The organism is Microcoleus sp. PH2017_34_RAT_O_A (assembly GCF_020737885.1).
GTDB lineage: Bacteria > Cyanobacteriota > Cyanobacteriia > Cyanobacteriales > Microcoleaceae > Microcoleus.
Window position 1 is genome coordinate 137,178 of record NZ_JAEQDD010000015.1, and the last position, 24,156, is coordinate 161,333.

The following is a 24,156-nucleotide window of genomic DNA, read 5'->3' on the forward strand; positions in this document are numbered from 1 at the left end:
CGATCGACAGTAATTATCTCTCGGCATTAATTATAACGGGCGATCGCCTTTAGTTTCGTTGACTCTGCCGCCAAACGGATACAAGCGCCGATTTCTCCCGTAAGCGGCCCCAAATTTTAGACCAACGTTCCAGCTTCTAGATTCATCTTTAGAGTCAATCTAAAATCTAAAATCTAAAATCTAAAATCGAATGACCTGGGCGATCGCTTTTTGCTATATTATACTAAATCCAAAATTTTGTAAATAGTTTATATGAGTAAAGGTTTAGTCAGGTTGCGGGTTCGAGAGTTGGCGGCCGAGAAGGGATGGACGCTGAAGGAGGTTGCCCAGCGATCGGGCGTGGGGTACAGTACGATTAGCAATTATGCCCGCTCTCAGGGGATGGCGATGGTTGACTTTGCCGCAGTGTACAAGTTGGCCCGCACTTTTGACGTGATGATTGAGGATTTTGTGGTCATCATGGAAAAGTAGGTGCTGTTTGGCGATCGAGTTTTGATTGGGCGATCGACCTTTTGGTGGAAATTATAGCAGTTTTAAATGCGATCGACAATTGCCCCGAAATTCGGACACGGCAGTGCCGTTTCCCTGCGGGAAATTTGACGATCAAAGCAACAGTAATTGTAGGGTGTGGATCCTGCGAAGAATCCCTAACTTGCATATCGAAAATCTCAAAGATCCGCACCTCTGCACTCGCCAGATCGCAAATAAAGTCGATCGCCTAAAATCAAACTAACCCCCTAGAGCCTGAAAATAGGATAACTGTCAAACTTTCTTTTGCATTCCGCCATTTCCTAACTCTTAAACTGCAAATACTCCATTTTAAAATCTAATACGGTTTACTTAAGATTGTCTTTCGAGAGGAACGAAGCAAACTGTATCTATTTTTCATGGGAGTTTCACGACTAGCAGTACATGAGTGAACCGTATTGCTTTATATATAAGAAAGAGCGCTGAAGCGCAACTACGTACCTTTATTATCTTAAGTGAACCGTATTGCTTTATATATAAGAAAGAGCGCTGAAGCGCAACTACGTACCATTATTGTCTTAAAATCTACATTTTTCCATGACAAATGCAATCGATTGAAATATCGAGAACCAGAAATATTGATTCCAAATCTAAAATCCAAAATCTCAAATCGAATGACTCATAGCCTCAGCCAAATGCTTCTTCAAAGTCGCTTCTGGTAAGGGCCCTTTTAAATGACTCCAAGGCAAAACCTGATTTAAATCCCACTCTTGGAAAACATAAAAATCCATTTCCGGTAACTCTCCCCGCAACTCCTTAAAAGCCCGCCGATAACTTCCCAAAGTATCTCCGTAGTGTCGCACTAATTCCAACAGCTTAGACAATCTGCGATCGCCCTTCGATAGCAAACCCTGAATCACAGACCAGTTATAGCTTTCAGGTCTAAATTCTAATCCCAACTTCCGCAATTCTTTATCTAAAAACTTCAGCCTCTTCTCTGCATCTTTATTCACACCAAACCACTGAAAAGGAGTATGAGATTTCGGGACAAAAGTGCTGCATCCCAGAGTCAAGCGCAAACCCGGAGCGGCTTTTCTAATCGCCTTCATCATCGCCACTGTCTCCTCCAAATCCTCCATCTCTTCGCCGGGGATTCCCGCCATACCGTAAAGCTTAATCCCTTTTAAGCCACCAGCCTTAGCATTAATAGCAGCTTGAATAATTTCATCGTTAGTGAGTTTTTTATTCACAATCTTGCGAACTTGTTCGCTACCACTTTCCACCGCAATCGTCACAGACTTGCTATCTCTGTTTGTCAATATTTCCGCTAACTTAACTGTCACCGTGTTCGTGCGTACCGAAGAAAGACTCAGCCGCACTCCGTCGTATTTCGGATGGTTTAAATGCTCCAGCAATGCTTCAAATTCTGGGTGCTGAGTCACAGAAGCACCCAACAAACCCAAACGATTAGTCACAGCTAAACCGCGATCGATCGCCGGAATTAGCGAATCCTCCAAACTCGCAGTTCTAAATGGTAAAGTGAGATAACTTGCCAAACAGAAACGGCACATTTCTGGGCAACTCCGCACCACTTCCACCATATAAATATTTTCCCAAGCCGCTTTTTCTGTCACTACAGTAGAAGCAGACAAAGTATTGCCGCGATAAGTCTGTTTTTCCACCATACTAGGAATTTCAGAATCCACAGGATGAATCGATTTAATCCCCTCCGTGGCATCCAAATAAGTTACTTCGTACAAACTGGGAACGTAAACCCCAGGAACTTGCGCTAAATGCCGCAATTTAGTTTGTCTGTCGGCACTACGAACTTCTTTACAAGCATCAATAAAATTATCAATGAGATGTTCGCCATCTCCCAGCAAAATTACATCAAAAAATTCTGCAAAAGGTTCGGGATTCGCGGTAAGAACCGGGCCACCACCAAATACTATTGGATGATTGTCAGTTCTTTTTGATGCCCAAATCGGAATTTCTAGAGATTCCAATAAATTGAGAATGTTTACATAATCGAGTTCCCAAGAAAGCGAGAATCCCAGCAATTCTGGATGTCGGGGAAGTGGTTCGTTGATATCAGTAAATAAACGGCTGACTTCAATATCCGATCGCACGGCCAAAGTTGCCCACACTATCTGATAGCCGAGACTGGTAATCCCAACCGTGTACTCGTTGGGAAATGCAAAAATAGTCGGAATAGCATCAGCATCGGGGGTTGCTGGGGCAAATAGCAGGCGTTCTTCGGCAAATGGATTAGGGGTCACTGGCAAGTTTAGCTTTAGGAAAATAATATCTGTTTCTTTTCTAATTTTATGCTATGGACTGACCGCCGGACAGCGATCGCCTGCGGAGATACGGATAATAAATTTGTGTCATCCGCGTATCCATGTTGGGCGTTGATGACTAACAACCGTAGGAGTTACGCACTCGCCCACAAAGAAACCGGGTTTTTTTAACTCTTATTGAGAGTTTTAAGCAAGTATTGGTTAAAAAATCCGGTTTTCCATCGCCAGTGCCGAAATCCTAAACTATTGAACCTTTTTGCCGCCCAACCAGTCTAAGGCATACAGAATTAACCAATAGTTCCCCCAGCAGCTACTATGAAACTGAAACTCAAACATGGGGCATTATTTCTCTACTTGTGGCTGTGCCCGATCGCCTCCAGCAGCGCCGCCAGTCCCCCCGACAATTCCAAAATCCTGCATCTCCTCAACCGCATTAGTTTTGGCCCGCGATTGGGCGATATCGAAAAAGTGCGATCGCACGGCACAGAAAATTACATCCAACAGCAACTCTCCCCAGAAACCATCCCCGAACCTCAGAACCTTACCTCTCGCATCAACAGGTTAGAAACCCTGCAAAAAACACCAGCAGAACTCTTTGTCGAATACGGTGTCCGCCGATCGCAAAACGGTCAAAAACCAACGCCAGAAGCAATCAGAGCCGCCAGCATCAAGGCTCGGATAATTCTCCAAGAAGCAGTTAAAGCTCGTTTATTGCGATCGGCAGAAAGTCCCCGCCAATTGCAAGAAGTTATGGTGGATTTTTGGTACAATCACTTTAATGTTTACTCAGATAAAGGATTAAATAAACTCTGGGTAGGAGCCTACGAACAAGAAGCAATTAGACCCTACGCTCTGGGTAAATTCCGGGACTTGCTAGGTGCAACTTCCCGTCATCCTGCCATGTTGTATTATTTAGATAATTGGCAAAATACCGATCCAAAAAGTATCGGAGCCAAAGGCGGATTTCGGGGATTAAATGAGAATTATGCGCGGGAGTTAATGGAGCTGCATACCTTAGGCGTCAATGGGGGTTATACGCAACAAGATGTTATCGCATTAGCTCGCATTTTTACAGGTTGGGGATTTGGGCCGCGACCATCTGAAAAGGACGGTTACAGCTTTTATTTTGATGCCAAACGCCATGATTTTAGCGATAAAGTATTTCTCGGGAAAACTATCAAAGGTTCGGGCGAAACCGAGGGAAAACAAGCTTTAAATATTTTAGCCAAAAGCCCAGCCACAGCCAAACACGTCAGTTATAAATTAGCTCAATATTTTGTGGCTGACAGCCCGCCAAATGCGTTAGTCGATCGCCTCAGCCAGCGCTTTCTCGAAACTGATGGAGATATCCGCGAAGTCTTAAATACTTTGTTCCGCAGCCGAGAATTCTGGGATAAAAAAAATTACAGCGCTAAGTTTAAAACTCCCTACCAATACGTTATATCGGCGGTGCGATCGACAAATAAGACAGTAGAAAATTTTCAACCGCTGTACACAACTTTGCTACAGCTAGGAATGGCACCTTACGGCTGCCCAACTCCCGACGGTTACAAGAATACTCAAGATGCTTGGCTGAATCCAGATGCGATCGCCCGTCGGTTGAGTTTTGTCACGGCTTTGGCCACCAATCCCTTGTATTTAAACTCTCCTCCCGCTGACAACAATCAGTCGGGATGGATGTTACCTGCGATCGCAACTCCTTCTAACTCCTCTTTGCCAATGAGCCCGAGAAATAGCAACCAGTTAATAGATCCGTCGCAGTTAGCTAATATTTTGGGGAATGATTTCTCGGCGAATACCAAAAGTGCGATCGCCTCCAGTCCGGCTAATTTACGCACCGCTTTGATTTTGGGCAGTCCAGAATTTATGCGCCGATAAAAGAAGGAAGAAGGAAGAAGGAAGAAGGAAGAAGGAAGAAGGAAGAAGGAAGGGAGCATCTCAGTTTTGCATTTATAGTGCTGTCGAGAACTCGCGTGGGTGTATAAGCACGCGAGCGGGGACAGCACTACAATAAAAATGCTTCTTGTAAAACTGAGATGCTCCCAGAGGGAAGAGCGTTAGCACTTTAACTTCCAATTACCAATTACCAATTACCAATTACCAATTACCAATTACCAATTACCAATTCCCAATTACCAATTACCAATTACCAATTACCCATTACCCATTACCCATTACCAATTACCAATTACCAATTACCAATTACCCATTACCAATTACCAATTACCCATTACCCATTACCAATTACCCATTACCCATTACCATGAACAGACGCCAATTTTTAATCCAAACCGGATTGCTTTCAACTTCGACAATTATGTCTGTCGGACTCCACGGTTTAGCCGTGAAAGCCGCCGCACCCAAGAACAGCAAACGATTAATTGTCATCTTTTTGCGCGGCGCAGTCGATGGCTTAAACGTAATTGTTCCCTACCAAGAAGCGAATTACTATCAATCTCGACCCAAAATAGCTATCCCAAAACCGGGGCTGCAAGGCGGTGCGATCGACCTTGACGGCCGTTTTGGACTCCACCCCGCACTCAGCGCGATCGCCCCGCTGTGGCAGCAAGGAACCCTCGCATTTGCCCACGCTTGCGGTTCTCCCGATCCCACCCGATCGCACTTCGAGGCGCAAGACTACATGGAAAGTGGCACTCCCGGCAAAAACAAGACCCCCGACGGCTGGATGAACCGCCTGCTGTCAGTCATATCCGCCAATTCCCCCGTCCAAGCCTTGAATGGTGGCACCTCCACACCCCGCATCCTGTCGGGAAAAATGGCAGTTGCCAGCTTTAGACTAGGTAAAAATGCCAGCCGCCCGATCGCCATTGACAAACCCCAAATCGGTACCGCATTCGATCGACTTTACAGCGATAGCGACCAACTAGGTCAAGCATATCGAGAAAGTCGCGCCGCCCGCCAAACCCTGCTGGCTAACTTGGATGCAGAAATGAAAGCCGCCAATAACGGCGCACCCTTAGCCGATGGTTTCCCCGGCGACGCAACGCAATTGGGGCGGCTGATGGCGAGAGACTCCAGCATTCAGCTAGCTTTCCTCGCCCTCGGAGGCTGGGATACCCACATCAATCAAGGAAGTTCCCAAGGTCAATTAGCCGCAAGATTGCGCCCCCTGGGACAGGGTTTAGCGAATTTGGTGCAGGGATTGGGTGATGTTTACTCCGAAAGTGCGATCGTAGTTATCTCAGAATTCGGCCGCACTGTGCGCGAAAACGGTAACGGCGGCACGGATCACGGACACGGAAATGCGATGTGGCTTTTGGGTGGTAATATTAAGGGCGGCAAAGTTTATGGCGAGTGGCCGGGATTGGATGAAAGTCAGTTGTATCAAAAGCGCGATTTAGCCGTGACGACGGATTTTCGAGATGTAATTGCTACTTTGTTGCAGAGTCATTTACGGCTGGATGGGGAAAAGGTCGATCGAGTTTTTCCCGGTTATAAATCAAATCGAATCGTTGGGTTAGTTTCAACAGTTGACAGTTGACAGTTGACAATTGACAGTTTGATAGCGACCTCTACCCTTAAGTTCGAGGATTGGAATAATGAATAGTCTGATTTTAATTTCTCCCTCAAAGGGAGAGGCTTTCAACCAATTCTTCTGGTAAATGAGTGAGAAAGCCGTAGGGTGCGTCGCCATTCACAATCTCTCAAAAAAATCGACTTTTCGAGTAGCGAAGCACCTGTGTTATCGCCAGCAGAGTGCAAACAACATTCGTTTGACTCCGCCAACAATTATGTCGTACAAAGAGTTGAGAAAAATCCTATTACTCTGAAATAGAATCGCTATCATCTCGGTTTCTCGGCGGCGGTGCACCGTGAAAAGTTGCAATCAACAAACAGATAATCCCAGCATTAATAAACACATCGGCCAGATTAAATACCGGGAACCGAATGATCCGAAAATCGATAAAATCTACAACGTGGCCCAAAATAAATCGATCGATCCCGTTACCCAGTGCGCCCCCCAAAATCAAACCGTAGCCAGCTTGTTCCCAGCGGTTAATTCGCGGCCCGAACCAAGCCAAAATCATCAATCCCACACTCACACCCAAAGACAGCCAGCGCAACCAACTCGCCCCACCATTGCTAAACAAACTAAAAGCCGCACCGGTATTAACAACATAAGTGAAGTGAAATATCCCCGGTAACAGCGGCTGAGTCTGCGGAGGAACCGTCAAGTCAAAATTTTGCACCACCCAAAACTTGCTCAGGTGGTCTAAAACTAAACTGATAATAGCAGCAACCCAGAACAAGGGATTTCTTTTAAAACGCATGGATTAGGGAATAAAAGATAGGGCATCGGGCATGGGATAATTCACTCAAATCTCGCGTTTCAGCAGTTTAGCCGATCTTTCCCACCCGCAGCGAGATGACTTTCCCGTTGCAGAATGATACTATAACCCAATTTTGCACAATTACCAATGCCCTATGCCCTATGCCCTATGCCCTATGCCCTATGCCCCAATTCCCCAATTAATAAAACATCAAGCGGCGCAAAGTAAATGACAGAAGTGCGATCGCACAAACCACAGCCAATTGTCCCGGTAGAGGATAAACAGAATATTTTAGAATCTCATTCAATAAAGGTGTTTTTTTGCCCGGAATCAGCAAGTAATTAAAAATCAGATAAATTAAGCCGATCGCGTGAACTGTAAATAAACCGCACAAACAACTAAAAGCGATCGATTCCAACCGCGAAGCAACCTTAAAAGCGACCCAGCCGCACACCCAAGCACCAGGCACGAAACCCAACAAATACCCAAAACTCGCTTCTTTAATGTAGCCGATGCCGCCACCTTGAGCAAAAACTGGCCACAAAGTCAATCCTAATACCAAATAGGCAATTTGCGAGAGAGCCGCCGCATTTTTGCCACCCATGCAGCCTACTAGCAATACTGCTCCAATTTGATAGGTAACACCTAAAGAGTACGCCTGAAGTCCGCGATCGTCCCAAAACCCGATCGGCATTGTCACAGATGCAGGCAAAAAAGTGCCTCCTATCGTTAGGAGCAAACCAATAACAGCCCAGATTAATTCGATAGGAGCAGGCATGATCGTCAAACGGTGTTCGTCAGAAGGTATTCCTCAGATGCCAGCTTCAACGCTAGCAGCATTTAAGTTCTCAATACTAGCACCTTGTCAAAACAACCACCATTGTAGGGTTTTATGGTTCTCAAGTCTGGATGTGCCGATCGCCTAATGTGGAATTGTTCGCGATCGCGCGATCGCATCCTTGTTTCTCTACTAATTTATTTGGCATATATCTAAAAAAATCACACTTGTCAAGCTCATGAATGAATTTAATCTTGGTTAACATTAGATTAAGATAAAATGTAAAGATTTTTAACCTAAGCTTTACTTTCGCGCGATATGCTAGTGCGCGACACCCGTATAACGATCGCAAATTTCTATACTTATGATTTTTCGTATCAACTTGATAAATCCGAATCGTGTTACCACAGCAATTTCTGCTATGGCGATCGCCCTCAGCTTAGCAGCTTGCGGCGGTGGCAGCACCACCAGCAGCAGCCCCAGCCCCGGCAGCGACACCGCAGCAACCCCCGGCGCTGCCCCCGTTGCAGCAGCAACCAACACCAAACTCGCCCTCGCCTCAGACGTAGCAATCACAGCAGCAGGCGCATCATTCCCCGCACCTCTATACCAGCGTTGGTTTCAAGACTTCAACAAAATCAACCCCAAAGTACAAATTAACTATCAATCAGTAGGTAGCGGCGCCGGAATCGAACAATTCACCAAAGGCACAGTAGACTTTGGCGCTAGCGACACCGCCATGAAAGACGACGAAATCGCCAAAGTTCCAGCAGACAAAGGCGTGATTTTGTTGCCCATGACAGCCGGCAGCATCGTTATCGGCTACAACCTGCCAGACGTACCCGAACTCAAACTGCCACGGGATGTTTACACAGAAATCTTCCAAGGTAAAATTACCAAGTGGAACGACCCCAAAATTGCCGCAGCCAATCCAGGCGCTAAATTGCCAGACCAAGCCATCACCGTCATCCACCGTTCCGACGGTAGCGGTACAACAGCCGTCTTCACCAAACACCTGAGTGCCATCAGCCCTGACTGGAAAACCGCAGTAGGTGACGGCAAAACAGTAGAGTGGCCCAAAACAGGTACTTTTATTGGTGCAAAAGGCAACGAAGGCATCACAGCCCAAATCCTGCAAACCGCAGGCAGCGTCGGCTACATAGAATACGGCTATGCCAAAAACAACAACGTCAAATTTGCATCTTTGCAAAACAAAGCAGGCACCTTTGTCACACCTACCGACGACTCAGCTTCTAAAGCTCTAGCAACAGTGCCCCTGCCGGAAAACCTGCGAGCATTTATCGAAGACCCAGAAGGCGCTGAATCCTATCCAATTGTCACCTACACTTGGATGCTCGTCCCCAAAAAAGTTGCTGACCCCAACAAAGCTAAAACCATCGAGGCAATGGTTGAATACGGCTTAAATGAAGGTCAAAAAGTTAGTTCTGAATTGGGCTACGTTCCTTTGCCTGCAAGTGTTAAAGAAAAAGTAGCCGCGGCGGCCGACGGCATCAGCGCCGACTACAAAATTGAAGTTTCCAAATAGCGATTGAAGGAAGAAAGAAGAGAAATATTTCTGTAGGGGCGGATTCACCAACAATAATTGCCTAAAACCAATAATCTCGTAAACCCGCCCCCACCCAAAGGTAAATCACAATCTACGTCTTTCAAAATCAAAGCGGCGGGCTTCACCAGAAATATTTGTTGAAAAGTCACGGGATTAATCAACCCGCCCCTTTGATTTTTTTATTCTTTTTCTTTCTGCTTTCTTCCAGCTAGCTTTTTCTTAAAATTAATCTTTCTCACTACTATTATTTGGGTTTTTTGTTTATGGTTTCAGATAATAATAGCCCTCAATTAGAGAGTCGATCGCGCTCAAGAGCAGAAAAGTCGTTAGACCAAGCCTTTATCTGGCTGACGCGCATTTTGGGCATCGGAGTGGGTGTAATCTTGCTGGTAATCGCCGTGACGGTTGCTTATAGAGCGTTACCTGCGATTCAACAGTACGGTTTGGGATTTCTATTTAGCAGTAGCTGGAATCCGGTTAAAGAAGAGTACGGCGCGCTGCCGATGATTTATGGGACGATCGTCAGTTCGGCGATCGCGCTCCTAATTGCGGTACCATTAGGAGTAGGGACTGCAATCTTCCTGAGCGAAGATTTTTTGCCGCTCCCAGTACGCACAGCTTTAGTTTTTTTAGTAGAACTTTTAGCCGCCATTCCCAGCGTAGTCTACGGTTTGTGGGGAATTGCTGTATTGATTCCCATACTTACCAGCATCGGAAAGTTTCTCAACGGTAACTTTGGATGGCTGCCGATTTTTAGCACTCCGCCAGTTGGCCCGGGAATGTTACCTGCCGGAGTAATCTTGGGAATCATGACTTTGCCCATTATTACTGCTATCTCCCGCGACTCTTTAGCCAGTCTCCCGCCCGAATTGCGACAAGCATCTCTAGGTTTGGGAGCAACTCGCTGGACAACAATTTTTAGAGTGCTAGTACCCGCAGCTTTTTCCGGGATTGTCGGCGGAATCATGCTCGGCCTGGGCCGCGCGATGGGAGAAACAATGGCAGCCACCCTGTTAATTGGCAATTCCAATCAGTTAAGTGCTTCAGTGCTAGCTCCTGCAAATACTATTGCTTCTTTGATGGCAAATCAATTTGCCGAAGCTTCCGGCTTGCAAGTGTCTGCTCTGATGTACACGGGACTAATTCTGTTTATCATGACGCTGATTGTTAATGTTTTGGCAGAGTGGATTGTTTCTCAAGTAAGAGCCAAGTACAACTAGAAGTTTGCCACAATTTCCTAATAGCTTTATTTATGTCAAATCCCGTCCCTGACGAGAATTCTTTAGAACAGAAAGTAGGCAGTTTAAAGAAGGTCAAAAATAGCCCTAGAACTCTGTTAAATCTGGCGATGACCGGAATAGCTGGAGCTTGTATGGCTATCACTCTGCTGCCTTTGTTTGCAGTCCTTTCCTACGTAACCATACAGGGTTTTAACCGCCTAAATTTAGACTTATTTACCAAATTGCCACCCCCGCCTGGACTGTCGGGAGGCGGTATCGCTAACGCAATTATCGGTACATTAATGACCGTAGGAATTGCCTCTCTAATTGCTGTTCCTTTTGGCGTATTGGCCGCCGTTTATTTGTCAGAGTTCAGCAGCGGCGAAGTCGCTCGCTGGGTGCGCTTTGCAACTAATGTCCTCAGCGGAGTTCCATCGATTATTGCAGGTGTATTTGCCTACGGTTTGTTCGTGGTAAATATGGGAGGTTTTTCGGCAATTGCAGGAGGCGCGGCGCTGGCTGTGCTGATGTTACCGACGATTGTGCGGACTACTGACGAAGCTCTACAAATTGTCCCGCAGGATATCAGATGGGCGTCGGTTGGTGTGGGTGCTTCTAATTATCAAACAGTGTTGCAGGTGGTTTTACCTGCGGCAATTCCGGCTATTTTAACTGGTGTGACTTTGGCGGTTGCTCGCGCTGCTGGTGAAACTGCTCCTTTGATTTTCACGGCGCTGAATTCGCCTTTTTGGCCGGCTGGATTTGATAAGCCAACTCCGAGTCTTTCGGTTTTGGTTTACAACTTTGCAACGGTTCCTTTTAAGGCACAGAAAGAATTGGCTTGGGCTGCTTCTTTGATTTTGGTGTTGATGGTTTTGCTGACGAGTATTCTGTCTCGTTGGGCTACTCGCCAAAAGGTTTATTGAAGTCATTAGTTATTTGTTATTTGTTATTTGTTATTTGTCATTCGTTGGGGGTGGCCAAGAACCAATAACCAATCACCAATAACATTTTCATTTGTAAAATTCGATTGGAGTATTAAGTGTATGATGAATCTGGCAAATAAGACTGAAACTGTTTTACGTACTGAGAATATCAATATTTTTTACGGCGCTTTTCACGCGGTAAAAAATGTTTGCATGGAGATTCCCAAAAATCAGATTACTGCTTTAATTGGGCCGTCTGGCTGCGGTAAAAGTACAATTCTGCGATGTTTTAACCGCCTCAATGATTTGGTTAACGGTTTTCGTTTAGAAGGCCGAATTGATTATCACGGTCAAAATCTTTACGATCCTGATATTGATGCTGTGGAGGTGCGCCGCAAGATTGGGATGGTGTTTCAAAAGCCGAATCCTTTCCCGAAGTCGATTTATGACAATATTGCTTACGGTGCGAGGGTGAATAACTATAAGGGAGATATGGATGAGTTGGTGGAAAAGTCGCTCAAACAAGCTTATTTGTGGGATGAGGTAAAGGATAAGCTGAAGCAAAGCGGTTTTTCGCTTTCGGGTGGCCAGCAGCAGCGTTTGTGTATTGCTCGGGCGATCGCAATTAATCCTGATGTAGTATTAATGGATGAACCTTGCGCTTCTCTTGACCCGATTTCGACGATTAAGATTGAGGATTTGATGCGGGAACTCAAGGAGAAGTATACAATCGTGATCGTTACTCACAATATGCAGCAGGCTACTCGGGTTTCTGACTTGACTGCTTTTTTCAATGCTAAAGTTTCTGACGATGGAAAGCGGTTTGGCTATCTTGTGGAGTGTGACAGGACTGAGGTGATTTTCCAAAATCCGAAGGAAGAGTCTACTATGGATTATGTTAGCGGCCGTTTTGGTTGATTTGCCGGAGTCTCCAACAGGTTGAAACAATCGCCCTACACGAACGACGACAATCAAATTGGTTCGTAGTGAGGACTTTAGTCCTCATCCGTCACAGGACTAAAGTCCTTACTACGAACCAATTCAGACTTGACACTCCTCGGCAGACAGGCACGAGGATTCTTAAGACATTTCGATCTTAATATCCCGCGCAAGCGTGGGTTCTTGGGCGCAATCCTTTTGCCTTAAAAGGTGGGCTGCTATCCTTGTCTTACAACAAGCTCCTCAAGCGTTTAGGGATTTAAAATCCCTGGTTTCACGTCCTGGCCCGCGTACCATTTCTAAAACTTGATCTTTAGTTGTTTGTGATTGACTTTAATTACGATTTTTCCTGGCTTTGCAGCGAGATACTTAATCCTTAAAATCTAATTTTAGACTAGAATTGATTGCCCCCAAAGTCAATACTATGTTACATTACTTAATTATGGAAAAAGCCGGCCACTGAAGAAAGGGTTTTAAACCCAATTTCTTGATAACTGAAGAATCCCGGTTTCTTGGAGGAGCCGGGATTCTTGGTTTTTATGTTTAAAAGCTCGATCGTACTTTTTGCAGATACAAGTAGCTGATTTTGTTGAAGAAGTTCTCGAAAAGCTCACATCTTCTTCATCCAATACTTTAACAGGTTTTCTTTGACCATGTTTTGTCGCATCACTTCTAGCAAGTATTCCTGAGCTTGGTCTTGACTCAATGTTTTGACTTGTTCGCGCAGCAGTTGCAATTTAAACTGCTGTTCCATGCTGAGGCTGGTTGTAGGCATATCCATAAAATCGCTCCTCCAGTTTGTTACGTGAGATCGATGCGAGATAGATCGGAATGACGTTCCGCAGGCTTTGTTGTGTTCCCTCTATTGTAAACTATCATAACATCTGCTTGACAATATGTCCAAAGTACACATTTTGAAACTAATTTGTGTCGCAAAAGTACATCTAAGTGGGGGGAGCTTTATCATAAAACAGGGATAAAAACCGGGAAGCCTAAGCCAAAGGAGCTATTTTGTATGGATGCAATGGAGTTTTTTCAGAGCAGTGCTGGGGAGTGGCGATCGCAGCGCAGCACTCACCATCTGGCTTTTCGCCAAGCGGAGATTGGAGATTCAAATATTCAAGTAACGGCGCTGGGTGCGGATGACGATCGAGTGGCTGAGATTTGCCAGATGCACGAAGTCGATCCGAGTCGGGCTGCTGGGGGAGCGTTTGTGACTTGGCACGGCACTATGGCGTGGGATAAGGATGATGAGAATCATAAGGGGTCTACCGTATTCGCGATCGTCCCCGATCCTGAAAATCCGCGGCAGGGTTTGATGTTGCGGGAACGGGGCTACGCGGAAATTGTGCCGGTGGCTGGCCGTTTTGAGATGGATGATGAAGATGCGCTGTTGCTGATTACCGAATACGAGACCATGAGTTCGATCGAGCGTTTTTGGTTTGCGACTCCGAACGTGCGGATGCGGACAAGTGCGGTAAAGCGCTTTGGCGGTTTCAGCACATCGACTTTTTGTACGGAAGTTCGAGTGGAACCAGACTCCGATGCAGCTAAGCCAGCAGCAGAGGATCAAGCCCCTCCCAGCCAGTTTTACTCGGCTCTGGGCTGGTAATTTATTTTGCTGCCCACTGCCCACTGCCCACTGCCCACTGCCCACTGCCCACTGCCCACTGACAACAAATGTTACAGATTGTTGCAAAAATTCAGGAAAATCGGATTTAGATTGCGGGAATCCCCTAATCTGTATGTTGGTTAGTTGTATCCGTTATGCTGGCAGCTCGCGGTGTCAACTATTTCTGAAATTTGAGATAACGGAGATTTTAACGTGGCGCTTCCTTTATTAAGCTACGCCCCCAAGAGTCAAAACCAGCGCGTTGCTGGTTATGAAGTAGGGGGCGACGAGCAGCCCAGAGTTTTCACAACTGAAAATGTGCTCTCGTCCGGGGACATGGAAAATTTGATTTGGGCTGGATATCGTCAGATTTACAGCGAACACCAAATCCTCAAGAGCAACCGCCAAAAGTCTTTGGAGTCGCAACTCAAGTTCGGCCAAATTACTGTGCGGGATTTCATTCGCGGTTTGGCGACTTCGGGGCCTTTCTTGGAACGGAATTACCAAACTAACAGCAACTACCGGTTTGTGGAAATGTGCGTGCAGCGCGTTTTGGGCCGGGATGTTTACAGCGATCGCGAAAAGATTGCTTGGTCGATCGTAGTTGCAACCAAGGGGCCTCAAGGGTTTATTGACGAATTGGTCAATAGCGATGAGTACCTCGACAACTTCGGCTACGATACAATTCCTTACCAAAAACGCCGAATTTTGCCTCAGCGTGTTGGAGGGGAAACTCCTTTCAACTTGAAGACTCCTCGCTACAACGAGTACCACCGCTCGCAGCTTGGCTTCCCGCAAATCATTTGGCAGAGTACAGTTCGCCGTTTTGTTCCTCAAGAACAGCAAGCGAAGGCTGGCGATCCGTCGAACTATTTGAATATGGCTCGCAATATGTCCATGCCTGCTACTCCGCCGCAGCGCGTATCTCTGGCTAATATCAATATTGCCACGATGGTTCCTCGCCGCTAATTGATACTGCTTGGTACTATTGTTTGTGTCGGGCTATGGATTTAATCGATCAGTTTTTAGGCTGAGAGAGTTTTGAGTCTTGAGTTTTGAGGTTTGAGTTTTTTATTAAACTCGGAATCCAAAACTCAGGACTCATAATTTTTTGTCCGTGGTTAGTAGTTAGTAGTTAGTGGTTAGTAGTTAGTGGTTAGTGGTTAGTAGTTAGTGGTTAGTGGTTAGTGGTTAGTGGTTAGTGGTTAGTGGTTAGTAGTGCTGTCCCCGCTCGCAAACAGTAGTAGTGCTGTCCCCGCTCGCGAACAGTAATTAGTAGTCATCAATTCCCAATTATTAATTCCCCATACTCAGTTACCAATTATCAAATATGAGCTCGCAGGCGCAATATTTTTAACAGGGTGTTGAATTGATCGGGTAAAGGCGCGATCGCCTCAATCAACTCTCCGGTTAACGGATGCTGCAATTGTAGCCGCCATGCGTGGAGGGCTTGTCCGGTTAAATTTACGCCGATGGAACGGTTGCAACTGTACATCGGGTCGCCGACTATGGGATGTTTAATTTCGGCTGTGTGGACGCGAATTTGATGGGTGCGGCCTGTTTCTAATTGATAGTGCATTAAGCAATAGTTGCCGATTCTTTCTTTGATTGTCCAGTGAGTAACGGAGGGGCGGCCGCCTTTTTCTTCTGGTACTACTGCCATTTTTTTGCGGTCTGTGGGATGCCGACCGATGGGTAGGTCTATTGTACCTGTTTCGGCGTTAGGAACTCCGTAAACTACGCCTAAATATTCCCGGCGGGCGGTTTTGCTTTTGAGTTGGGCTTGCAGGTTTTGGTGGGCGATGTCGGTTTTGGCGATCGCGATCGCACCTGTTGTATCTTTGTCTAATCTGTGGACGATTCCGGGGCGTTGAACGCCGCCGATTTCTGCGAGGGGACAGTGGGCTAACAGGGCGTTGACTAATGTACCGTCTAGATGTCCGGCGGCTGGGTGGACGACTAATCCGGCTGGTTTGTTGATGATTATTAGGCTGTCGTCTTCGTAGAGGATGTCGAGGGGAATTGCTTGGGGTTCTAATTTTGTGGGCTGGGCTTCGGGTAAAGTGATGTGGATGCGATCGCCCGTTTTGACTGATATTTTTTTCGAGGTGCAGGTTGCGTCGTTGACTTTGACGTTGCCTTGTGATATCAGGGTTTGGATTCGCGATCTCGATAAGTCTGGTATCTGGTTTGACAGCCAAATATCTAATCGCTGAGTGACATTAGTTTGATTAAATTCCTCTGTATTTTCTACTGTATATATCTGTGCCGTAGTGTTTGTTTCTATCATTTAATTTTTACTGTTTTTTGCCTTTATTAAGCAGGAATTGCGTAAAAAGAAGACAGGGCGGTTGAAACCGCGTCTATAAAAACAAAACCCGCCTCCGCGGGTTGAAGACAAAGGCAATTAAAATTACCAGAAAGAATTGGTTGAAAGCCTCTCCCTTTGAGGGAGAAATTAAAATCAGACTATTCATTGCTCCAATCCTCTTCCTTCTAGGTAGAGGTCGCTCTCAAACTGTCAACTGTCAACTGTCAACTGTTGAAGTTATCCTCTCTTAGTCCGCGGAGGCGGACATCGTTTGTATAGCAGCGGTTTCAACCGCCGTCTGCTCTTTATATTCTAACATTTTTTAGTCTAATTGTCAATTTCACCGACAATTATCACAGTGCCCGCAGCGCATAGATGTAGCTTCCTTGGTAAAGCCAAAAGCTTGCAGCAAAAATTGCCACCTGCACTCCCGATGCTTGAGATATTTTGCCATTTCTTCGGGGGCGGTAAAGTTTTGTTTGCCACCTTTTTGTTGTGCGGATTTGTCGATCGCATAATTGAAAGGATCTTCCCATCTTAACTGTCCGCTGCTGTGCAAGATCGAAAGGGCGATCGCACTTTCAGGGAATTCCCGCCCCACAGCATCTGCATCGCCCTTAGCCGGGAGTTGTTTCGCCAACTGCTGGGCTTCTCGAAATTGCGATCGCAATTTGTCTTGAAAAAATTGTGCTCTTTGTTTGTCATCGGGATAAAGCAAACCCGTCGGTTCGCTAATCAACGTCAGGGCGATCGCAGATTTGCCGTCGCGTCCGCCTCTACCTATTTCCTGAATGTATTCCGATAATAGCAAAGGTGCTTGAAAATGAACAACCCAGCGCACATCCGGCTTATTAATTCCCATCCCGAAGGCGCAGCTACAAACAACAAATTTCAGATCGTTATTCAGCCAAGCTGTTTCTATTTTTCGGCGCGATTCTGGACTCAAACCTGCATGATAGGCTGCCGTTTTATAACCCGCATCTTCCAACAAATCCGCCAAGTTTTCGCTATCTTTTCTAGTGCGGACGTAGACTAAACCTGCTTCTTTTGGTCGAGCTTTGATAAAATTTAATAACTGCTGTCTCCGCCCTCTGGGTGTCCAGACAGTTTGCACTTGCAGGTGCAGGTTAGAACGGTACGGACTCAGCAAAAAAGCTTCCGGCTTGTGTAGTTGCAAGACTTTGTTGATTGTTTGCTGCGCTTGGGGGTTGGCGGTGGCGGTGAAAGCTGCGATCGCAATTTTAGTTCCTTCCGGCTTAGATTTTAACAAAGCCGATCGCACTGTACCCAAACGGCGGTAAGCTGGTCGAAAAGTATCGCCCCACTGGACTAAACAGTGAGCTTCATCTAATATTAAACCGTTGATTGGGATGTGCGGCTGACTGATAATTGCCCAAACAGGTTTGCTGAGTAATGTTTCGGGAGACAGGTACAGCAATCTCAACTTGTTTTGTTGCAGCGATTGCATAGTTTGTTGGCGCTGCTGTGTTGGCAATTGACTGTGGAGGAGGGCAGCGGGTAAATTGCGATCGCGCAATTCTTGCACTTGATTTTCCATCAGTGCGACTAACGGCGAAATCACCAAAGTTAAGCCTGTTTGTAATAAAGCTGGCAGTTGAAAGCAGATTGATTTGCCACCACCTGTCGGCATAATTATCATTGTATCTTTCCCGGCTAACAAACTGCTGACGATTTCTCCTTGAGGCGGCCGAAAGTCGTCGTATCCCCAGATTTGTTTGAAGGCGGCGCGGGCTTGATTTAATGATGTTGGTTCGTATTTCATTTTACTGAGTTAAAAAAATGTCTAGTTTTGCCACAACTAACGAATTTTTGGTAAATTCGGATCTTGGCGACAAGTCGAGAGTGGTAATTGTTCGCCACCTTGTATCGTGGTAATTCTGATTCGATTTCTATCTGTTACCACATCCAAACAAGCACAACCATATCCATAATTGACATTAGTTTTGACATATTCATCGTCGTTAAAAGGAGGAATATTATCCATTCCTCCGGCTTGATATCCCCCTTGCGCCGAGATAATCCACTGAGCATATTTGTCTTTGAGATACCAATTAGCAGGCGTGGGATTAATCAACCATCCGCACCTGGTTTCAGCCGCTTTCGCAGGAATAACAACGATCGAAAAAGATGAGATAATTGCAGGTATCAACCACTTTAGTTTCATAGCTTTACATCGTAATTTTTGAGCGACAATCATACAGGAATTACCTGCTTCAACAAAAGAAACCGGGTTTTTTAGCGAATCTGCGGGTGACAACGAAATATTGTCGCAAAAACCCGGTTTCTGACTACCTGCGCGTCCAGGAGTGTCCCAAATCCAAAATCTAAAATTGCCTAAGACTCGCCGTCTCGGCGCCCGAGTTCGTACACGCCACCGCCAATACAGGCGATCGTCCCCATAGATACCGCCCAACTGGCACCCAACGACAATTCGACGCCCCAATTGCACAATCCGCCCACAATCAAAAAGGGCAGAATACTCAACAGGGAAGCATAAAAGGCATTTTGAGCTTCTCGGGCTTGGCGGGTTCTCTCAAACTCCGCTTCCGAGGTGTAGAGGGATCTTTCGGCAAAATTCATCCAGCGGTTGAGTTGCAGGATTACCCATTCTGTGATGGGTGAGAGACCCCAATACAGGGCTAAAGACCATAATGACGCACCGGCGATCGCAGTTGCGTCTATGGCAAAACTAAAAGGAAAAATTTCAGTAAGCATTGCTTGATGTGTGTTATAAATTTGAGATTTCAGACGACATCCAAAATCCCCGAACTACTATAGTGTCAAGCAAAAGCTCGATCGAATTCAACCGCAGCCGAAATTCTGAGGCCATTTTTTTTTGCCTTACCCCCGCGTAAATGCCCGGAAGCCTTGACACGGGTTTTGGATGGAGTAAGATACACGTTGTTGATAAACTGATTCGCGAAGGAAGGGTAGATATCAGACGCCATCTTGCAGCGAATTGGCACTCCTCAACGCACACTCGCACACACATTCAACTTGTTCGCCGTGAAAAAAATCCTGCAAGACTCTAGAGGCCCGCTGACGGTAAAACGCTTTTTTCGTTTCAGACAGATGCTGCTGCTGGCACTTTCGATCGGCATTGTGTTGATCAGCCCTTATTTGCAGCAGCAGGTGGTCAAAGCTCAGTCAGGTTTACCAAGCAGAGTAGCGACGGGTAATTTGTGGCAAGAAGCTTCTTTTCCAGTGGAAAGTTTTGAAGCCTATACTTCCCCCTTCGGCCCCCGCGGCGGGGATTTTCATTACGGTTTGGACATGGCGGCCCCGGAAGGCAGCTACATCCGCAATTGGTGGGGGGGTCAAGTTGTGGAAGTTTGGGAAGATGGCAGGTGCGGTACTGGTATGGTAGTGCGATCGGGAAATTGGGATCACATCTACTGTCACCTCAAAGGTAGGGTGCAAACCGCTAACGGCGGGCGTTATTATATCGATCGTGAAGGCGGCCTGCAAATTTGGCAGGGTCAAACTGTGCCGGCCGGTGCGAGAATTGCCAGAGTGGGGATGACAGGGCGCACGAGTGGGCCTCACCTGCATTGGGGATTGAAGTACGGCGGCCGCTGGGTAGATCCGGCTTTGGTACTTCGCGAAATGTATTCCAATCAATCTTAATTAGTCTGGGAATGAGGACTGAAGTCCTCACTACAAACTTGTAATTTTTAGGTTTGTAGTGAGGACTTTAGTCCTAATTCTTCTTAGTTTGTAGTGAGGACTTTAGTCCTAATTCTTCCAAAAAGAAGGACTGAAGTCCTCACTACAAACCTTACTGTAGTGAGGACTTTAGTCTTAATTCTTCCAAAAAGAAGGACTGAAGTCCTCACTACAAACCGGGAGCATCTCAGTTTTGCATTTATAGTGCGAGCGTCCCCGCTCGCGTGCTTGTATACGCACGCGAGCGGGGACGCTCGCACTGTGAAGAAAAAATGCTTCTTGCAAAACTGAGATGCTCCCCTACAAACCTTACTGCAAACATTTAATCACTGCTGACTAATTCACGTTGGGGCTAACTCTTTTTTTGTTGTCAACTCGGTGTATCGATCGACAATTCGGCGAAATTCCTCACCATCGATGGTTTCTTCATCCAACAGCGCTTCGACCAGCTTGTCTACCAAAGCGCGGTTTTCGCGGATAATCCGGCGGGCTTCTTCGTAGCAGTGAATAGCGATTTCTCGGACTTGCCGATCGATCTTCATCGCCATTGCTTCAGAATAATCCGATCGCGAATTCCAGTCTCGGCCCAAAAACACCTCATTGTTCGGACTTTCCAAAGCCACAGGCCCCAAATCCGACATTCCGTAAAGCGTTACCATCTGCCTCGCTAGCTTGCTAACTTCTGTGATATCGCTGCTGGCCCCCAGAGTTACTTCCGCATCGCCGTAAACTTCTGCCTCCGCAGCCCGTCCACCCAAAGCTACCGTAATCCGGCTTAACAGCCACGCCCGACTCCTCAAACCTTCGCTGTCAAGCATTTCTTCGTCGAGTACGTAGTTGGCAAAGCCTGCGATGCCACCGGAACGGGGAATGATCGTTACTTTTTCTAGGGTGTCGGTATTTTTGAGCATAGTTGATACGAGGGCGTGTCCGATTTCGTGGTATGCTACTAGCCACTTTTTCTTACTGTCGAGCAGCGGATTCAGAGTCAGCCCGATCGTAATTCGGTCGATCGCATCATTAACTTCCAAAGTACCAATCGTGTCTTTGCGTCGCCTCGCTGTCAGAATAGCTGCTTCATTGAGCAAGTTTGCCAAATCAGCGCCGGAAAAGCCTGGAGTGCGACGGGCAATCATGTCTAGGGCAACTTCCTCGTCGAGTTTTTTGTTGCGCGCGTGCACTTCCAAAATCCCCAAACGCCCTTTGTAACTGGGCAAATCTACCGTTACTTGGCGATCGAACCTACCGGGCCGCAGCAAGGCAGTATCGAGCACGTCGGGGCGGTTAGTAGCTGCAATCACAATCACGCCGCTGTTACCCTCAAAGCCGTCCATCTCTGTCAGCAACTGATTGAGAGTTTGTTCGCGTTCGTCATTTCCGCCGCCAATACCAGCACCGCGCTGCCTTCCTACGGCGTCTATTTCATCGATGAAGACGATGCAGGGCGCATTTTCTTTAGCTTTGCGGAACAAGTCGCGGACGCGGGAGGCGCCGACTCCGACGAACATTTCCACAAATTCGGAACCGGAGATGCTGAAGAATGGGACGGCTGCTTCACCTGCGATCGCTTTTGCCAACATGGTTTTACCTGTTCCCGGAGGCCCGATCAATAGAACTCCTCTGGGAATTTTGGCGCCGATGGCGTTGAAGCGTTCTGGTTTTTTGAGGAAGGTGACTACTTCTTGCAGTTCTTCTTTAGCTTCTTCGATTCCTGCTACGTCGTCGAACATCACGCCGGTTTTGGCTTCCATTTGGAAACGGGCTCGGGATTTGCCGAAGTTCATGGCATTTCCTTGCGATTGGGTCGATCGGCGCAGGATAGCCATCAACACTGCCAACACTGCAAAAATTACCAGCAAGTTTACTACTAAACTAACTGCGGCCGCGTTGTCGGCTGTTTGTTTGACTTCAAAGTCGATCTTTTTGGCGCGGATTTGCGAGTAGAGTTCTCGGTTGTTGTAGTCGAAGAGAGTAACAATTTGCGCCTGATCGCTTTTTTGATCTTTTAGCCTAACTTTGGCAGTTCTTTGGATTTCATCTATTTCGACTTTACTGACTTGTCCTTTTTCTATGTTGTCGATGAGTTGGCTGTAACTCATCGTGTTGTTTGGCGCGCTGTCGGCAAACACCGGGGTAGAGAGCAATATTCCTTGAGAAATCACCAAACTACCCAGGATGCGCCAAAGATTTCGTCCTGGAATTGATTTTTTAGGATTCTGCTGGCTCGATTTGTCTTTGTTTTCAGCTAGATGTCCCAGCCATGCGTGTTTCCAAGAATTTTTCATATTACTTTTTGCCCAAGGTGGAATACTGCCAAGATTGACCGCTTGTGGTTTGCTACGTTCGTTTATTTTAACAAGATGCCGGGTGTTCAATGGGTTTATCTGTCGATGACATCTCAATAGGTACCTGAAGATGCAGGATTTTGAACCCACTGCGACTCAGAAACCGGGTTTTTTCGCGGCATCAGGGGCTTTCACCAAGAATTTTGGCAAAAACCCGGTTTCTCTGTCCCTCCACTGAACTTACCAGAAAGAATTCGTTTAAAGCCGGAACCTTGAGCGGGAGAAATTAAAATCCGACTATTCATTACTCCAATCCTCGGACTTCCAGGTAGAGGTCGCTCTTAACTGTCAACTGTCAACTGTCAACTGAATTTACGCACTGCGACTCAGAAACCGGGTTTTTTACCAAATCTGTCGGCTCTCACCAAGAATCTTGGCAAAAACCCGGTTTCTCGGCCCCTCCCACTCTCTGCGACTCAGAAACCGGGTTTTTTACCAAATCTGTGGCTTTCACCAAGAATCTTGGCAAAAACCCGGTTTCTCGGCCACGTCAAATCCCAAATCTAAAATCGATTGACATTTGCCGATCGCACTTGTTAGACTAATCATAGTCGTAATGAGTACGTCTTAGTCAAGCAGTTATTGTTTTTCAACTCCTATGGTAAAGATTGTCGGCATTGGTGGAAGTTTGCGGGCTGGCTCCTACAGCCAGTTAGCGCTGACGGTAGCAGCAGGACGGGCGCAGGCCCTGGGCGCAGAAGTTGAAATATTCGATTTGCGATCGCTCGATCTGCCCTTCTGCGACGGCGAGAATGATTATCACGATTACCCGGATGTGGAAAAGCTGCGGAATGCGGTACGCCAAGCCGACGGTTTAATTTTGGCAACGCCGGAGTATCACGGTAGCGTTAGCGGTGTTCTCAAGAATGCCCTGGATTTGATGAGTTTCGAGCATTTGGACGGGAAAGTTGCGGGTGCAATCAGCGTGTTGGGAGGACAAGTCAACAACAACGCCCTTAACGATTTGCGAACGATTCTGAGATGGGTACACGCTTGGGTAATTCCCGAACAAATTGCGATCGGACAAGCTTGGAAAGCTTTTAGTCCTGATGGTAAATTGTTGGATGAAAAACTGTCTCAAAGGTTCGATGAATTTGCTATGAGTTTGGTAGAAAATACTAAAAAATTGCGAGGAATTTCGTAACACATTTTCCTAACTGTCAACTGTCAACTGTCAACTGTCAACTGAATTAAAATGGCATATCGATCGCATCCCCGAAAGGATGCGGTACGTCGATCGGCATTCTTCCGGGTTTAGACTCATAGTTGTCAATCCACTTTTTGGCCAATTCCAAAGCTTCCTCTTCAGTTTTGGCATTTTGGACGGCGACGTGGCGGTTGCCGCAGCTATCCCAAACTTCGACGTAGAATACTTTCTGGGATTGAAGAATCCAACCTTTATAAGTGTCTGCTGGTTCCATACTTAAAATCGTAAAATAATCCGGCGGGGAGTTGGACTGACGACCTAATTATAAATATTGCACCGTGTAAAATGAATTTTACAGGGGGTTCTATAGTATTTTTGGAAAAAAGTCAGTGTTACGGTTAACCTCGTCATTGACCCCAGCCCAAAGGCATGGGGCTTGAAAGAGGAAGGCTCACCACCTTCACAAATTCAGGACTAAACCAGTGTCTAGCCTACGTCTTTAAGACAAACTGAACTGTCTGGGAGTGGTATCCCGCAAAACGTTAAGAATGCCACCGCAGCGTT

General features: G+C 46.4%; 22 protein-coding genes. 11 read left to right on the forward strand and 11 right to left on the reverse strand.

What is annotated here, in order from left to right; all coding sequences use genetic code 11:
- Window positions 1-252: 252 nt before the first annotated feature.
- Window positions 253-471, forward strand: coding sequence for a helix-turn-helix transcriptional regulator (locus JGK11_RS07785; protein ID WP_293175639.1), 219 nt, complete (start codon window positions 253-255; stop codon window positions 469-471).
- Here the strand turns inward: JGK11_RS07785 and JGK11_RS07790 are convergent.
- Together JGK11_RS07790 and JGK11_RS07795 are read right to left on the reverse strand one after the other, a co-directional pair.
- The gene (locus JGK11_RS07790) at window positions 458-658 is read right to left on the reverse strand and encodes a hypothetical protein (RefSeq protein ID WP_293175637.1); all 201 of its coding nucleotides are present in this window, start codon (window positions 656-658) and stop codon (window positions 458-460) included. The genes JGK11_RS07785 and JGK11_RS07790 overlap by 14 nt on opposite strands.
- A gap of 475 nt (window positions 659-1,133) precedes the next feature.
- Window positions 1,134-2,747: a radical SAM protein gene (locus JGK11_RS07795; RefSeq protein ID WP_293175635.1), complete on the reverse strand. Its 1,614-nt coding sequence runs from the start codon at window positions 2,745-2,747 to the stop codon at window positions 1,134-1,136.
- 336 nt (window positions 2,748-3,083) lie between these two features.
- Between JGK11_RS07795 and JGK11_RS07800 the strand changes: the two genes are divergently transcribed.
- On the forward strand, window positions 3,084-4,646 hold the full coding sequence (locus JGK11_RS07800; protein ID WP_293211177.1) for a DUF1800 domain-containing protein: 1,563 nt from the start codon (window positions 3,084-3,086) through the stop codon (window positions 4,644-4,646).
- Window positions 4,647-5,031: 385 nt separating this feature from the next.
- Window positions 5,032-6,270, forward strand: coding sequence for a DUF1501 domain-containing protein (locus JGK11_RS07805; protein ID WP_293189792.1), 1,239 nt, complete (start codon window positions 5,032-5,034; stop codon window positions 6,268-6,270).
- A gap of 280 nt (window positions 6,271-6,550) precedes the next feature.
- Here the strand turns inward: JGK11_RS07805 and lspA are convergent, their stop codons facing one another.
- Together lspA and JGK11_RS07815 are read right to left on the reverse strand one after the other, a co-directional pair.
- Window positions 6,551-7,060 (reverse strand): signal peptidase II, encoded by a 510-nt coding sequence (gene lspA / locus JGK11_RS07810; RefSeq protein ID WP_293175629.1) that lies wholly within the window; start codon window positions 7,058-7,060, stop codon window positions 6,551-6,553.
- A gap of 199 nt (window positions 7,061-7,259) precedes the next feature.
- A complete protein-coding gene (locus JGK11_RS07815) occupies window positions 7,260-7,838 on the reverse strand; it encodes a biotin transporter BioY (protein ID WP_293175627.1) in 579 nt (192 codons plus the stop codon).
- Between the two features lie 364 nt (window positions 7,839-8,202).
- On the opposite strand from JGK11_RS07815, the gene pstS reads away from it, so the two are divergent.
- From pstS to pstB, 4 genes are all read left to right on the forward strand, one after another.
- Window positions 8,203-9,384, forward strand: a complete 1,182-nt coding sequence (pstS, locus tag JGK11_RS07820; protein ID WP_293211180.1) for a phosphate ABC transporter substrate-binding protein PstS — start codon at window positions 8,203-8,205, stop codon at window positions 9,382-9,384.
- A gap of 284 nt (window positions 9,385-9,668) precedes the next feature.
- Window positions 9,669-10,625, forward strand: coding sequence for a phosphate ABC transporter permease subunit PstC (pstC, locus tag JGK11_RS07825; RefSeq protein WP_293175623.1), 957 nt, complete (start codon window positions 9,669-9,671; stop codon window positions 10,623-10,625).
- Window positions 10,626-10,657: 32 nt separating this feature from the next.
- Complete coding sequence (gene pstA / locus JGK11_RS07830) at window positions 10,658-11,551, forward strand: phosphate ABC transporter permease PstA (protein WP_293189794.1); 894 nt, start codon at window positions 10,658-10,660, stop codon at window positions 11,549-11,551.
- 123 nt (window positions 11,552-11,674) lie between these two features.
- Window positions 11,675-12,469 carry a phosphate ABC transporter ATP-binding protein PstB gene (gene pstB / locus JGK11_RS07835; protein ID WP_293211188.1) on the forward strand — a complete coding sequence of 265 codons (795 nt, stop codon included), beginning with the start codon at window positions 11,675-11,677 and terminating at the stop codon, window positions 12,467-12,469.
- A 631-nt stretch (window positions 12,470-13,100) separates the two neighbouring features.
- Here pstB and JGK11_RS07840 read toward each other — a convergent pair.
- Complete coding sequence (locus tag JGK11_RS07840; protein ID WP_293175619.1) at window positions 13,101-13,271, reverse strand: NblA/ycf18 family protein; 171 nt, start codon at window positions 13,269-13,271, stop codon at window positions 13,101-13,103.
- A 234-nt stretch (window positions 13,272-13,505) separates the two neighbouring features.
- On the opposite strand from JGK11_RS07840, the gene JGK11_RS07845 reads away from it, so the two are divergent.
- Together JGK11_RS07845 and JGK11_RS07850 are read left to right on the forward strand one after the other, a co-directional pair.
- Window positions 13,506-14,102, forward strand: coding sequence for a phycobiliprotein lyase (locus JGK11_RS07845; RefSeq protein WP_293175617.1), 597 nt, complete (start codon window positions 13,506-13,508; stop codon window positions 14,100-14,102).
- Between the two features lie 213 nt (window positions 14,103-14,315).
- Complete coding sequence (locus JGK11_RS07850; RefSeq protein WP_293175615.1) at window positions 14,316-15,071, forward strand: phycobilisome rod-core linker polypeptide; 756 nt, start codon at window positions 14,316-14,318, stop codon at window positions 15,069-15,071.
- A 355-nt stretch (window positions 15,072-15,426) separates the two neighbouring features.
- Here JGK11_RS07850 and JGK11_RS07855 read toward each other — a convergent pair whose 3' ends face one another.
- The 4 genes from JGK11_RS07855 to JGK11_RS07870 form a co-directional block, all read right to left on the reverse strand.
- The gene (locus JGK11_RS07855; RefSeq protein ID WP_293189796.1) at window positions 15,427-16,392 is read right to left on the reverse strand and encodes an RluA family pseudouridine synthase; all 966 of its coding nucleotides are present in this window, start codon (window positions 16,390-16,392) and stop codon (window positions 15,427-15,429) included.
- A gap of 361 nt (window positions 16,393-16,753) precedes the next feature.
- A complete protein-coding gene (locus tag JGK11_RS07860; protein ID WP_293189797.1) occupies window positions 16,754-18,196 on the reverse strand; it encodes a RecQ family ATP-dependent DNA helicase in 1,443 nt (480 codons plus the stop codon).
- Between the two features lie 36 nt (window positions 18,197-18,232).
- Window positions 18,233-18,598 carry a DUF4087 domain-containing protein gene (locus JGK11_RS07865; protein ID WP_293175609.1) on the reverse strand — a complete coding sequence of 122 codons (366 nt, stop codon included), beginning with the start codon at window positions 18,596-18,598 and terminating at the stop codon, window positions 18,233-18,235.
- 170 nt (window positions 18,599-18,768) lie between these two features.
- Entirely contained in the window at window positions 18,769-19,149 is a 381-nt protein-coding gene (locus JGK11_RS07870; protein WP_293175607.1) for a hypothetical protein, read from the reverse strand.
- Window positions 19,150-19,440: 291 nt separating this feature from the next.
- Between JGK11_RS07870 and JGK11_RS07875 the strand changes: the two genes are divergently transcribed.
- Entirely contained in the window at window positions 19,441-20,061 is a 621-nt protein-coding gene (locus tag JGK11_RS07875) for a M23 family metallopeptidase (RefSeq protein WP_293175605.1), read from the forward strand.
- Between the two features lie 380 nt (window positions 20,062-20,441).
- On the opposite strand, the gene ftsH is transcribed toward JGK11_RS07875, so the two are convergent.
- A complete protein-coding gene (gene ftsH / locus JGK11_RS07880; protein WP_293197547.1) occupies window positions 20,442-22,385 on the reverse strand; it encodes an ATP-dependent zinc metalloprotease FtsH in 1,944 nt (647 codons plus the stop codon).
- 658 nt (window positions 22,386-23,043) lie between these two features.
- Between ftsH and JGK11_RS07885 the strand changes: the two genes are divergently transcribed.
- Window positions 23,044-23,589, forward strand: a complete 546-nt coding sequence (locus JGK11_RS07885) for an NADPH-dependent FMN reductase (RefSeq protein ID WP_293175601.1) — start codon at window positions 23,044-23,046, stop codon at window positions 23,587-23,589.
- A gap of 46 nt (window positions 23,590-23,635) precedes the next feature.
- Here JGK11_RS07885 and JGK11_RS07890 read toward each other — a convergent pair whose 3' ends face one another.
- Window positions 23,636-23,866, reverse strand: a complete 231-nt coding sequence (locus JGK11_RS07890; RefSeq protein ID WP_293175599.1) for a hypothetical protein — start codon at window positions 23,864-23,866, stop codon at window positions 23,636-23,638.
- Window positions 23,867-24,156 lie beyond the last annotated feature (290 nt).

Coding starts and splice junctions, on each gene's coding strand:
- JGK11_RS07785 (WP_293175639.1), top strand. CDS start 253: ATGAGTAAAGGTTTAGTCAGGTTGCGGGTTCGAGAGTTGGCGGCCGAG.
- JGK11_RS07790 (WP_293175637.1), bottom strand. CDS start 658: ATGCAAGTTAGGGATTCTTCGCAGGATCCACACCCTACAATTACTGTT.
- JGK11_RS07800 (WP_293211177.1), top strand. CDS start 3,084: ATGAAACTGAAACTCAAACATGGGGCATTATTTCTCTACTTGTGGCTG.
- JGK11_RS07805 (WP_293189792.1), top strand. CDS start 5,032: ATGAACAGACGCCAATTTTTAATCCAAACCGGATTGCTTTCAACTTCG.
- lspA (WP_293175629.1), bottom strand. CDS start 7,060: ATGCGTTTTAAAAGAAATCCCTTGTTCTGGGTTGCTGCTATTATCAGT.
- JGK11_RS07815 (WP_293175627.1), bottom strand. CDS start 7,838: ATGCCTGCTCCTATCGAATTAATCTGGGCTGTTATTGGTTTGCTCCTA.
- pstS (WP_293211180.1), top strand. CDS start 8,203: ATGATTTTTCGTATCAACTTGATAAATCCGAATCGTGTTACCACAGCA.
- pstC (WP_293175623.1), top strand. CDS start 9,669: ATGGTTTCAGATAATAATAGCCCTCAATTAGAGAGTCGATCGCGCTCA.
- pstA (WP_293189794.1), top strand. CDS start 10,658: ATGTCAAATCCCGTCCCTGACGAGAATTCTTTAGAACAGAAAGTAGGC.
- pstB (WP_293211188.1), top strand. CDS start 11,675: ATGAATCTGGCAAATAAGACTGAAACTGTTTTACGTACTGAGAATATC.
- JGK11_RS07840 (WP_293175619.1), bottom strand. CDS start 13,271: ATGGATATGCCTACAACCAGCCTCAGCATGGAACAGCAGTTTAAATTG.
- JGK11_RS07845 (WP_293175617.1), top strand. CDS start 13,506: ATGGATGCAATGGAGTTTTTTCAGAGCAGTGCTGGGGAGTGGCGATCG.
- JGK11_RS07855 (WP_293189796.1), bottom strand. CDS start 16,392: ATGATAGAAACAAACACTACGGCACAGATATATACAGTAGAAAATACA.
- JGK11_RS07860 (WP_293189797.1), bottom strand. CDS start 18,196: ATGAAATACGAACCAACATCATTAAATCAAGCCCGCGCCGCCTTCAAA.
- JGK11_RS07865 (WP_293175609.1), bottom strand. CDS start 18,598: ATGAAACTAAAGTGGTTGATACCTGCAATTATCTCATCTTTTTCGATC.
- JGK11_RS07870 (WP_293175607.1), bottom strand. CDS start 19,149: ATGCTTACTGAAATTTTTCCTTTTAGTTTTGCCATAGACGCAACTGCG.
- ftsH (WP_293197547.1), bottom strand. CDS start 22,385: ATGAAAAATTCTTGGAAACACGCATGGCTGGGACATCTAGCTGAAAAC.
- JGK11_RS07885 (WP_293175601.1), top strand. CDS start 23,044: ATGGTAAAGATTGTCGGCATTGGTGGAAGTTTGCGGGCTGGCTCCTAC.
- JGK11_RS07890 (WP_293175599.1), bottom strand. CDS start 23,866: ATGGAACCAGCAGACACTTATAAAGGTTGGATTCTTCAATCCCAGAAA.